Origin of the sequence: Herbiconiux sp., from assembly GCF_004297105.1 — a bacterium.
Taxonomy (GTDB): domain Bacteria; phylum Actinomycetota; class Actinomycetes; order Actinomycetales; family Microbacteriaceae; genus Herbiconiux.
Genome location: NZ_SCVE01000019.1, coordinates 1 through 11,765, shown reverse-complemented (window position 1 = coordinate 11,765; position 11,765 = coordinate 1). Strand labels below are relative to the sequence as shown.

Annotated in this window: 10 protein-coding genes and 1 tRNA gene; 4 read left to right on the top strand and 7 right to left on the bottom strand. The window is 67.2% G+C overall.

Annotation, left to right across the window (positions count from 1 at the left end; translation table 11 throughout):
• Positions 1 to 8: 8 nt before the first annotated feature.
• A complete protein-coding gene (locus EPO52_RS15655) occupies positions 9 to 1,286 on the top strand; it encodes a RuBisCO large subunit C-terminal-like domain-containing protein (protein WP_290808311.1) in 1,278 nt (425 codons plus the stop codon).
• A 48-nt stretch (positions 1,287 to 1,334) separates the two neighbouring features.
• On the opposite strand, the gene EPO52_RS15650 is transcribed toward EPO52_RS15655, so the two are convergent.
• On the bottom strand, positions 1,335 to 2,111 hold the full coding sequence (locus tag EPO52_RS15650) for a triose-phosphate isomerase family protein (RefSeq protein WP_290808308.1): 777 nt from the start codon (positions 2,109 to 2,111) through the stop codon (positions 1,335 to 1,337).
• 138 nt (positions 2,112 to 2,249) lie between these two features.
• Here EPO52_RS15650 and EPO52_RS15645 point away from each other — a divergent pair, with 138 nt between their 5' ends.
• On the top strand, positions 2,250 to 3,905 hold the full coding sequence (locus EPO52_RS15645; protein ID WP_290808305.1) for a glycerol-3-phosphate dehydrogenase/oxidase: 1,656 nt from the start codon (positions 2,250 to 2,252) through the stop codon (positions 3,903 to 3,905).
• 4 nt (positions 3,906 to 3,909) lie between these two features.
• Positions 3,910 to 4,938 (top strand): 6-phosphofructokinase, encoded by a 1,029-nt coding sequence (locus tag EPO52_RS15640; protein WP_290808302.1) that lies wholly within the window; start codon positions 3,910 to 3,912, stop codon positions 4,936 to 4,938.
• Here the strand turns inward: EPO52_RS15640 and EPO52_RS15635 are convergent.
• The 6 genes from EPO52_RS15635 to EPO52_RS15610 all read right to left on the bottom strand — a co-directional run bounded on the left by EPO52_RS15635 (position 4,935) and on the right by EPO52_RS15610 (position 10,523).
• Entirely contained in the window at positions 4,935 to 6,224 is a 1,290-nt protein-coding gene (locus tag EPO52_RS15635; protein ID WP_290808300.1) for an alpha/beta hydrolase-fold protein, read from the bottom strand. The two genes, EPO52_RS15640 and EPO52_RS15635, sit on opposite strands and share 4 nt — an antisense overlap.
• A 76-nt stretch (positions 6,225 to 6,300) precedes the next feature.
• Positions 6,301 to 7,632, bottom strand: coding sequence for an MFS transporter (locus tag EPO52_RS15630; RefSeq protein ID WP_290808297.1), 1,332 nt, complete (start codon positions 7,630 to 7,632; stop codon positions 6,301 to 6,303).
• Positions 7,633 to 7,658: 26 nt separating this feature from the next.
• Positions 7,659 to 7,730: transfer RNA gene (locus EPO52_RS15625), tRNA-Arg, on the bottom strand.
• 39 nt (positions 7,731 to 7,769) lie between these two features.
• Positions 7,770 to 8,276 (bottom strand): HNH endonuclease, encoded by a 507-nt coding sequence (locus tag EPO52_RS15620; protein ID WP_290808295.1) that lies wholly within the window; start codon positions 8,274 to 8,276, stop codon positions 7,770 to 7,772.
• 352 nt (positions 8,277 to 8,628) lie between these two features.
• Positions 8,629 to 9,606, bottom strand: coding sequence for an NlpC/P60 family protein (locus EPO52_RS15615; protein ID WP_290808292.1), 978 nt, complete (start codon positions 9,604 to 9,606; stop codon positions 8,629 to 8,631).
• 224 nt (positions 9,607 to 9,830) lie between these two features.
• A complete protein-coding gene (locus tag EPO52_RS15610; protein ID WP_290808289.1) occupies positions 9,831 to 10,523 on the bottom strand; it encodes a metal-dependent transcriptional regulator in 693 nt (230 codons plus the stop codon).
• A 90-nt stretch (positions 10,524 to 10,613) separates the two neighbouring features.
• Between EPO52_RS15610 and serC the strand changes: the two genes are divergently transcribed.
• Complete coding sequence (serC, locus tag EPO52_RS15605; protein ID WP_290808287.1) at positions 10,614 to 11,726, top strand: phosphoserine transaminase; 1,113 nt, start codon at positions 10,614 to 10,616, stop codon at positions 11,724 to 11,726.
• Positions 11,727 to 11,765: the final 39 nt, after the last annotated feature.

Sequence of the window (11,765 nt, the reverse complement as noted above, 5' to 3'; positions counted from 1 at the left end):
AGCACGACATGCCCACCCCACTCAGCCTCTTCGCGACACCGGAGAAGCTCCGGGGCGACGACTACCTGGTCGCCACCTACTACCTCGCGCTCCCCTCCGATGCAGATGTCTTGGCCAGAACAGCGGCATTCGCCGTCGGTCAGACCATCGGTACCTGGTTGCCCGTGCCCGGCGTCACCGATCGCATGCGTGCACAGCACGAAGCTCGGGTCATCAGCGTGCTCAGCGCTCCGCCGATCGACGTCATCGTCGGGGAGTCGGCCGAGTACTTCGGCTACTTCGTGCGGATCGCGATCCCGACGATCAACTTCGGTGCGTCGATTCCGATGATCCTCACCACGGTCATCGGCAATGACTCATCCACCTCCGTGCAGGCGAAGCTCGTCGAACTCGAGCTGCCCGACAGCCTGGCCGCCGAGTTCAGCGGCCCCTCCTTCGGCGTCGAGGGCCTGCGCGAGCTCCTGGGCGTGGTGGACCGCCCCTTGCTGCTCAACATGATCAAGCCCTGCACGGGGCTGACCCCCGAGGCCGGCGCCGAGATCTTCCTGGCGACCGCGCTCGGTGGGATCGACATGATCAAAGACGATGAGCTGATCGCCAACCCGCCCTACTCCCCCGTGGTCGAACGCGTGCGCCGGTTCACCGCCGCCGCACGAGTGGCGGCCGACAGCACCGGGATCGAGACGCTCTACATCCCCAATGTCACCGACCGCCCCGACCGGATGCTCGACACCGCACGGCGAGCGGTCGACGCAGGTGCGCGGGCCGTGATGGTGACGTATGCCACCGCGGGCTACGGCGCACTCGAAGCACTCGCCGAGAGCGTGGGCGTACCCGTGCTCGGCCACTTCGCGGGAGCGGCGCCCTATTTCGAAGGCGCCTCAACAGGGATGAGCGCGCCCCTCGCCATGGGCCTGCTCCCGCGCCTCGCAGGGGCTGACATGGCGCTCGTCACGACTCCTTACAGCGGCTATCCCGTCCGCCCGCTGCAGTACGTGCGCACCGCCCATCAGTTGCTGCTCGAGCGTCCGGGCATCCGCCCCACCATGCCCATAATCGGCGGCGGGGTGCATCCCGGAACCGTCGATCGCTACGTGAGCGACCTGGGCAACGACATCGTGCTGGGCGTCGGTGGAGCCATTCAGGGTCACCCCGGTGGTGCCGCCGCCGGCGTCCGCGCCATGCGGCAGGCGGTCGACGCGAGGATGGCCGGAGTGCCGGTGGCCGAGGCGGCGGCCTCCAACGAAGAACTCGGCCTCGCTGTCGCCGCGTGGGGAACCCTCTAGGCGGGTGGGGCGGCACCCAGCGGGCGGCCACCGCCCCACCCCGGCCTGTCAGGAACCGGTGGCCGCTCGCACCTCGGTGACGGTGGCCAGGAATCCATGTGGATCGACGCCGGCACGACCCAGGAAGACCCCATCCGGAACTCCTGCGGGATTGCCCGCAGCGCGGCCGGCTCGCGCGATGCCGTCGAATGTCCCGGGACCGGCGCTGCCCCCGTAGAGCACACGCGTGCCGGCACGGCCCATATCGGCCAGCAGCTCACGGATGCGTGCCACGACTCCGACCACGTGCTCGCCGGGTGCAGGCTCTGCCTGACCGATGGCCCATGTGGGCTCGTAGGCCACCACCACCGGGCACCGAGGATCGACCCGGCCGAATGCCGCGTCGAGTTGAGGGCGTATGACCTGCTCGGGGTCGGCCCCGCGCTCCGGCTCCCCGACCACCAGGATGGGCACGATTCCGAAAGCCGCCGCCGCCTCCGACTTCGACGCGAAATCGGCCGGGCCCTCGCCGTTGTTCTTCACCCGTTCGGGGTGACCCACCATCGCGAATCGGGAACCGAGTCCGGAGAGCAGTTCGGCGCTCACCTCCCCCGTGTAGGGCCCACTCGGGAACGACGACACGTCCTGGGTTCCGACGAGAGCATTCAAGGGCTTGAGCACCCGGATCGCCTCGGTGACGAGAGGGAACGGCACACAGAGGAAGACCCCCTCCCCGCGGAGCGGCATCTCAGCCAAGCCGGCGGAGACGATGTCAAGCCACTCAGTGGCGGTGGATGCAGTGAAATAGCTCTTCGAACTGCACCCGATCAGGGTCGTGGGCAACATGGAACGGCCTCCTCGCCGGGGTGGGAATCCCGAATCTATCAGCCCGGGATCAAGTTGTGCGATGATGTATATACATCTTAGGTGCAGTCATTCGACCGCACCCAGGAGAGCGTCAACGTCAATGGAGAAAGAGACAGCATGAACGACTTCTTCCGGGCGGATTCCGGCCGTCTGACCCGTCGCCCGTATGACCTGCTGATCGTCGGCGGCGGCATCAACGGAGCCGCGGTCGCCCGCGATGCCGCGCAACGCGGTTTGAGTGTGGCCCTGATCGAAAAGGGGGACTTCGCGATCGGAACGTCCTCCTGGAACAGCCGTCTCATCCACGGCGGCCTCCGGTATCTGGAGCACGGCGAGATCCCACTGGTGTACGAATCGCTGCACGATCGCGAGTGCCTGCTGCGCATCGCTCCGCATCTGGTGCAACCCCTGGCCTTCGTGGTCCCGTTCTACAGGCACAATCACCTGCCCGGGTGGATGTTCAGGATCGGCATGATCATGTACGACGTCCTCTCGTTCTCGAAGTCGCTGCCCACCCATCGCGGACTAGGCCGAAAGGACATCGCGGCCGAACTTCCCGGACTCGACAAGAAAGGCCTCACGGGCGCTGCCCGCTATTACGACGGCCAGGTCGATTTCCCCGAGCGCCTCGTGCTCGAAACGATTCTCTCGGCCCAGGCCTCGGGTGCTGACGTCGCCAACTACGTCGAGGCGGTCGAGGTGCTGACCGGCTCTGACGGCGCGACCGGCGTCACCGCTCGCGACACACTCACCGGGGAGACGTTCGAGATCGCAGCGCGATGTGTGGTGAACGCCGCGGGCCCCTGGGTCGACGAGCTCGGCTCGAAGCACGGCATCGACCGCCAGGTCGGTGGAACCACCGGCACGCATTTCGTGGTCGATGCCTTTCCCGGCGCACCGGAAGCGTGCATCTACTTCGAGGCGCGCTCCGACAACCGGCCGATCCTGGTGATCCCGTGGAACGGCCGCTACCTCATCGGAACAACAGACGACCACTTCGAAGGCGACGCCTCGGCCGTACGGGGGAAGGACGACGAGGTCGATTATCTGCTTTCGGAGACGAATCTCCTCATCCCCGGAGCACACCTCACAACCGATGACGTGCTGCTGACCTACACCGGCGTGCGGCCGCTGCCGTATCGGCCCGGCGCCAAGCCGGGATCCATCCCGCGCAGCCATCTCATCCTGACCCACGACAGCGTCCCGGGTCTCATCACGATCGTGGGTGGCAAACTCACTCCGCACCTCAGCCTCGGCCAACAGGTCACCGACAAGGCGGGCGAGATCCTGGGCACGAAGCTGCCCAAGTCGGCCACCGCCAGGCGGCCGTTGCCCGGCGCCTACTCCGCCACCTGGGCAGCCAAGGTGCGAAACGCCTCACGACTTCGGGAGCAGCTGCCTTGGGACGGTGACATCTCGGATCGCCTGGTCGCCGTCTACGGCGCGCGCGCGAAGCGGATCGCGGAGCTGCATGCGAGCGATGACCGCTTCAAGGCCGTCTTCGGCCAGGGTCGCGGGGCCGTCACGGCAGCCGAGGTCGTGCACGCACTCACGTCGGAGGGCGCCCTCACGCTGGTCGACATCCTCCACCGCCGCACCATGGTCGGCCTCGAGCCCGCCCTCGGCACGGATGTCGAGCGCGAGGTCGCGATCTTCGCCGCATCCGTCGCCGGCTGGGACACCGAGCGGATCGAGGCCGAGATCGCCGGCCACCGCGAGTACATCACGCGCCTGCAAGGCGGAGTGCGGCATCCTCACGTGGTGCCGGTGTGACGCGATGACCCGCATCGGCATACTCACCAGCGGCGGGGACTGCCCCGGGCTGAACGCTGTCATCCGCGCGTGCGTCCTCCGTGGCATCCGCGGATACGGAGACGAATTCGTGGGATTCATCGACGGTTGGCGGGGGGTTCTCGACGGCGTCGCCGTCGAGCTGGATTGGCGCAGCGTGCGTGGCATCTCCAAGCTCGGCGGCACGATCCTCGGCACATCGCGAACCTCGCCCTTCGAGGAGGGCGGTGGCCCCGGCCGTGTCGCGGCAGTGCTGCGGGAGCATCGCGTCGATGCCCTCGTGGTGATCGGCGGCGAAGGCACCCTCACCGCCGCGAAGCTGTTGCACGACGAGGGAATCCACATCGTGGGTGTGCCCAAGACCGTCGACAACGACATCTCGGCCACCGACTACACCTTCGGGTTCGACACCGCAGTCGAGATCGCCACAGAAGCCATCGATCGCCTGCACACGACGGGCGAGTCGCACCATCGGTGCATGGTCGCTGAAGTGATGGGCCGCCACGTGGGATGGATCGCACTGCACGCAGGAATGGCTACGAGCGCCCATGCCATCCTCATCCCCGAGCAGCGCGCGTCGATCGAAGAGATCTGCGACTGGGTGCGCAAACCCTTCGAACGAGGCCGCACCCCGATCGTGGTCGTCGCCGAGGGCTTCGTGCCCGAGGGCATGAACCACGCGCACTCCGAGCGCGGGCTCGATGCCTTCGACCGGCCGCGCCTCGGTGGAATCGGCGAGATGCTCGCCCCGCTCATCGAGAAGGGAACGGGTATCGAGACCCGATCGACGACCCTGGGTCACATCCAACGAGGAGGGACCCCCAGCGCCTCCGACCGCGTTCTCGCCACGCGTCTCGGCATGGCGGCGGTCGATGCCGTGCACGACTCGGCCTGGGGGACCATGGTCGCCACCCGCTCGACCGCCATCGTGAGGGTCGAGCTCGTGGAGGCCATCGGCAAGCTCAAGACCGTTCCGCAAGACCGATACGACGAGGCATTCCGCCTGTTCGGTTAGGGGGCTTTGAGGCCCCAGCGCGGGTAGAGAGTGGTGAAGGCCGCGTCGAGGCCGCCGGTGACGGAGGCGCCGTCGTGGCCCGAACCCGGGATCTCGGTGTACGTCACCTTGATGCCCGCGGCCGTGGCCGCATCCCGGAGGCGTTGGATACCCGCCTTGAACTCGTCGTTGCCGCCGATGGTGAAGACCGCCACCGAGTCGGGGTAGGTCGTGCGCTTCATGATGTTCACCGGCCAGGTCGCTTCGTACGCCGCCTGATCGCCGCCGAAGAGGTTCGCGGCGGTCGAGCTGTCTTCCACGCCCGGGTACTCGTCGCCCGACATGTCGACGAAGTTGCCGAACGTGTCGGGGTACTTGGCACCGAAGTAGGCCGCGCACTCACCGCCGTTGGAGAAGCCCATGAAGGTCCAGTACTTCGGGTCCTGGATGACGTTGAAATGCGTCCTCACATAGGGCACGACGTCTTTCATGATGTACGTCTCGACGTTGCCGAGCGAGGTGTCGAGGCAGAGCCGATCGACGCTGCCGTCGCCACCGAGCTGATCGGGGTTGATCACGATCGGTGCCAGCCCGTTGTTGGCCGCGGCCATCGCGTCGAGAGCGGTCTTCGTGTCATCGAGGCTGGGGCTGCCGGGCTGGCCGTTCAGCTGGATCACCACGGGCAGCTGAGGCGGGTTCTCCACCTGGTTGGCCGGCGGCACGTAGGCCACGGCCTGGCGCGCGTCGAAGCCCGACACGGTGTTGGGGATGTCGATCGACCCGACCTTGCCCGTCGCGGGCATGTCGGCCGGCGGCGACCACGTCTGGTACAGCGGGCCGGCGTTGGTGGGCCCAGGGGACACGATCGGGCCGGGAACCGGCAACGGCTTCGCAGTGGAGATGCCGAGCAGCGCACCGACGGTCTTCGTGATGCCGATGCTCGCGTTCACCCCCACCACACCGGTGAGCACGAACACGAGGATGGCGACGATCGCGATGATCTTGCGCAGCACCCGCGAGCGCCACAGGTTCACGATGGCGAGACCCACGGCCGAAAAGGTGAGCACGATCCACATCACGGTGGTGGGCGAGAAGGCGACGCCGAAGGTGTTCCAGACCTTCTCCACCAGGAACACGATCACGAGTGCGATCAGCGCGGCTCCCAGGATGCCCACGAGCGCGGTGAGCACCCAGAGCCTCGAGGGCCGGCGCGCGATCAGGTAGAGCACGAAGGCGAGGCTCGCGACGCTGCACGCCCCGAGCACGAGCCCGTCGACGATGTTGAGGTCGAGAAGTGGATCCAGCACGCAAAACTCCCGAGGTCAAGAGCCCCGATGGACTCGAACTCCCGCCAGCGTACCGGCCCTCGGCTGAGCACGCGGCTCAGCGCCCCGCCGCGCTCTTCGGCGCATCGAGTGCGGTGGCGGATCCTCCCTGCATCCTGAGGGCGGCGAACAGTGTCACTGCGAGCAGTGCGGTCAGGTACACGACGAAGCCGGTGCTGTCGTCGGCGGCCGTGGCGTGGTAGATCACCGGCGCCGTGCCTCCGAAGAGCGAGTTCGCCACGGCATACCCGAAGCCCACGCCCAGCGCTCGAATGTGGGCGGGGAACACCTCAGCCTTGGCGATGCCGTTCACCGACAGGTAACAGGTCAACACCGCGAACGCGAGAAGCAGGATGCCGAACACGACAGGCGGTGACGTCGCCCGCGTGGTCGCCTGCACCAGAAGTCCGGCGCCCAGCACGCCCAGCGCCCCGAAGGCGATGAGGAGGGGCTTTCTGCCGATCCGGTCACTCAGGGCACCGCCGAGTGGCTGCAGCAGCATCAGCACGACGAGGGCGGCGAGCACGAGTCCCGTCGCCGTGACCTCTCCGCTCGAACCGTCGGCGGCGAAGAACGTCTCGCGAACGAGGAGGGGAACGGTGACCGTGGCGGTGTAGAACGCTGCGCTGCCGCCCGCGGTCAACAGGAACACCCAGACGAGTGGGCGCCAATGCTGGCGGAACAGCGCTCCGAGCGTCGACGCCGGGGCCGATCCCGGCACCTTCTGCGTCGAGGGCGCGCGATCGGATGTGCGAGCCCACCACAACGAGGCGAGTCCGGCCGCACCTCCCGCGGCGAATGCGAGACGCCAGCCCCACTCGGAGATGGCCGCGCGGTCGCTCGCCGCCAGGAGCACCAGGAGGCACGCCTGGGCGAGCACGAGCCCGCCGACGATCGTCGTGCTCTGGAAGGAGGCGAAGAATCCGCGATGCCCCCGAGTTCCCGACTCGGACAACAGCACCGTGGCGGCCGCATACTCTCCCCCGGTCGCGATGCCCTGGAAGACGCTCACGACCACGAGGATCACAGCCGCCCACGCACCGATCGCCTGCTGAGTCGGGGTCACCGCGAGGGCGACGGATCCGGCCGACATCATCGCGACCGCCAGCACGAGCGCCCGTTGCCGCCCACGCGCATCGGCGAGCCGGCCGAACAGCCACGAGCCGAGCGGCCGCACCACGAAGGTCAGGGCGAAGATCCCGTAGACGTAGACGAGCGATTCCGTCGAATCGGGATCGAAGAACTCGGTGCGGAAGTACGGGGCGAACGTGGCGTACACGTACAGGTTGAACCACTGCACGAGATTGGGCACCGAGCCCGCCAGGATGACGCGCACCTGCGCACGTCGCGCCGACCTGGCCTCCGCATCGGCCGAGTGACTCTGAATCACCCGTCGACCCTACCGGAGTGGAGGGGTGCCCCTGGAGGGACTCGAACCCCCAACCCTTTCCTTAGGACGGAACTGCTCTTCCATTGAGCTACAGAGGCTGACCCGCCCAGTTTAGCGGGCGGGCGCACACCACGGCGTCAGGCTGCGAGGGCCTCCGCCGGCAGGAAGGTCTCCCACTGCGGTTCCGCCTTCTCGGCACCCTTGATCGACCAGCCCGCCTGGTGCGGCATCCGCGGGGCGAAGCGCAGCGACCAGCCCATCTCCTCGGGCGTGCGATCGCCCTTGATGTTGTTGCAGCGCAGGCAGCAGGCCACGAGGTTCTCCCAGGTGTCCTTGCCGCCGCGCGAACGGGGCTGTATGTGATCGATCGTGCTGGCGGATGCATTGCAGTAGCCGCAGCGCTGATTGTCGCGACGCAGCACGCCCCGGCGCGAGACCGGCATCATCCGGTTCAGGGGCACACGCACGTAGCGGGTGAGCAGGATGACGGCCGGGCGGTCGAAGGCGACCGAGGTGCCGAGAACCGGATGCTCCTCATCGCTCGCCAAGACGCGCGCCTTCTCATTCAGCACGAGGACGAGCGCTCGCTTGAACGAGACGACTCCGAGCGGTTCATATCCTGCATTGAGTACAAGTGTTCGCATGCTCTCCCTTTCGAAGAGACCTGGACGGCTTCCAGGTGTTCGATGATTCACAGCCCGCCAGGGAGGGCAGGAGACGTGCGGACAACAAAAAAGGCGCCGTCATGATGACAGCGCCTTGCATGCAGAACCAGGTATCTGGCTCTGACTCAGTCCACTCGTGTGCCTGCGCACGAGCAGCAGGAGACGGCCCGTGGTGCGGACGCTCCTACCGTGTGTCATCAGGCTCTCCGTGCTCTCGAGGACGATCAGAGCATCAGGTTACGACAGAAACGGCGCTCCACCTACTAGGTGGGCGCCGTTTCATGTGTCGGTAACGAAGTGTTTACACACCATCACCGGGTCGGGATGCGGGCTAGGCCACGATCCTGACGAAGTAGTAGCTGCCCCAGACCGGGCGGTGCTCGACGTATCGGCCCCAGTCGGGCGAGTCGATCATCGTTCCGTCGCCCGCGTAGATGCCCACGTGGCCGATCGGGTAGATCATCAGGTCGCCGGCCTGCGCATCCGCCGGGGAGATCGGGATGCCCATGGCCGCCTGGTTGCTCACGGTGCGCGGCAGGTAGATGCCGAAGGCGCCGAAGACGTACTGGGTGAGCCCGTCGCAGCCGAAGCTGGTGTCCGGGCTCGCACCGCTTCCGTAGGGCACGACGCCCACGAACTGCTCGGCGAAGGCCACGATCGCAGCCCCGCTGTAGGAGCCCGACGGCGGGTTGACGGTGAAGGCGCTCGACGAGGTGGCGCCCTTTGCGGCAGTGGTGCTGGCCGTGTTCGCCGCAGCCGCAGCTGCTTCCGTGGCGGCGACGGCGGCGGCAGCGGCCTGGCGCGACGAAGCGAGCTCTTCAGTCGTCGGTGCCTTGTAGTTGTCGCGGCTCACCGCGAGGGCCGCGGAGGCATCCGGAACGACGAGCGTCTGCGCACCGCTCAGGTCGGCATCCGTCGCCACACCGGCGTCGAAGCTGCCGCCACCACCGAAGGCGTAGGCGGGAAGTGCCATCGTGGCGATCAGGGCCGCGGCGAAGGTCATGACAACCGCGCTCACGGCACCACGCTTGGTGAAGCGGGGCTTGCGGATGCTCGGGCCGCGCTTGGCCAGAACGGCCACATCGGCGCGGGGCTTGGCCGCCGCAGGCGCTACGGGCACAGCCGGAGCCGCGATACGCTCCACGGCCTTCGAGGTCGGGACGGCCACGGCGGTCGATGCGGCGACGCCCTCACGGGCTTCGAGCTCACGACGTTCGCGACGGGTCATCGCCTGCGGGGTGGGTGTCTCGGGTGTGTTCGGGTTCTCGGGGTTCCGCTCGGAATCGAGCGAGTCACCAGTCTGGGCCAAAATCAAATCCTCCGGCACCTCTCGCAGCTAGGGCTCTGCTCCCGTCCACACCGAGTAGCGTGCGGTTTCTGCAGCCAAGAGACGGGAAACGAGGTGTCTTGGCCCGTGCCCACACCCTTGGGGCGGGTCGTGGACTCGTCCGAGAATACGGGAGGCCGTGCCGTTTGTCACTTCCACCGGCCCGCTTTTTAACAATTCCGTAACGCTACGGATGCCCCGGTCGGCTAGATACCAACGAATATGTGGCTTGCGACTTCGTTCGGCAGCTCGAGGCCTTCGCTGAAACCTTCAACCTCGACTAGAACGTAGGAACCCACCGCCGTGAAGGCCGCGGTGTTGCCCGGAACGACGCCCGCCTGCTTGAGCTGCAGCAGGAGTTCGGGGTCGACCTGGGCGGGTTCACCGAGCCGGCGAATGGTCTTCGTCTGCGCTCCGACCGCTCCGTGCACGAGCGTGACGATGTTGACGACGCCCTTGGTGAAGGGGATCGAGGCCGCGTCTCCGAAGGCGTCGAGCCCCGGGATCGGGTTGCCGTACGGCGACTCCGTGGGGTGGTCGAGCATGTCGAGGATGCGCCGTTCGACCTGCTCGCTCATCACATGCTCCCAGCGGCATGCCTCGTCGTGCACGAGTTCCCACTCGAGCCCGATGACGTCGCTCAGGAGACGCTCGGCGAGACGGTGCTTTCGCATCACCGAGATCGCCTTCTTGCGACCGGCCTCGGTGAGCTCGAGGTGCCGGTCGAGGGTGACGACGACCAACCCGTCGCGCTCCATACGGCCGACCGTCTGCGACACCGTGGGACCCGAGTGGCCGAGCCGCTCCGAGATGCGGGCGCGCAGAGGATTGATGTTCTCCTCCTCGAGCTCGAGGATCGTACGGAGGTACATCTCGGTCGTGTCGATCAGATCAGTCACTGCATACTCCTAGGCCTTGTGAGGCGTACCTAAACCAGCCTAGTGTCCCCCCGTGCCGGTCGGGCCTCGTGCGTCGATACTATGGACTCCATGGCCGAGATCCAGATCCCCCGCGACCGACTTCCCGTAGACGGACGATTCGGATGCGGCCCATCCAAGGTGCGACCCGGCCAGCTCGAAGACCTCGTGACGCGAGGAGCGACCCTGCTCGGCACGAGCCACCGACAGGCTCCCGTCAAGAACCTCGTGGGTTCGGTGCGGGAGGGCCTCTCCACCCTCTTCTCGCTGCCCGACGGCTACGAGGTCGTGCTCGGCAACGGCGGCTCGACCGCGTTCTGGGACGCAGCATCCTTCGGTCTCATCGAGAAGCGGGCCGAGAACCTCTCGTTCGGCGAGTTCGGCTCGAAGTTCGCGGCCGCCGCGGGCGCGCCGTGGCTCGAGGCCCCGCACGTGGTGAAGTCGGAGGGCGGCTCACGCGGCGAGATCGAGGTGCTCGAGGGCGTCGACGTGTACGCCTGGCCGCACAACGAGACGAGCACGGGCGTGATGGCGCCGGTGGAGCGCGTGCACGGCGACGCCGGTGCGCTGACCGTGATCGACGCCACGAGCGCTGCCGGTGGCATCGACTTCGACGCCGCGGAGACCGATGTCTACTACTTCGCCCCGCAGAAGAACTTCGCCTCGGATGGCGGGCTCTGGCTCGCCCTGATGTCGCCGGCCGCGATCGAGCGCATCGAGCGGGTGGCTGCATCCGATCGCTACATCCCCGAGTTCCTGAGCCTCAAGAACGCCGTCGACAACTCGCGGCTCAACCAGACGCTCAACACCCCCGCCATCTCGACGCTCGTGCTGCTCGACGACCAGATCTCCTGGATCAACGGCAACGGCGGCTTGGGCTGGGCCTCGGCCCGCACGACCGAGTCGTCGTCGGCCCTTTACGACTGGGCCGAGGGCGTGTCGTACGCCACCCCGTTCGTGGCGAATCCCTCGCATCGCTCGCAGGTGGTCGTCACGATCGACTTCGACGATTCGATCGATGCCGCCGCCATCGCCAAGACGCTGCGGCAGAACGGCATCGTAGACACCGAGCCCTACCGCAAGCTCGGTCGCAACCAGCTGCGCGTGGCGACGTTCGTGGCCATCGAGCCATCCGATGTGCGCCAGCTGATCGCGTCGATCGAATACGTGGTCGACGCCCTCTGACCTGCGGATGACGGCTTCCGCTCCCCCGGATGCGGATAA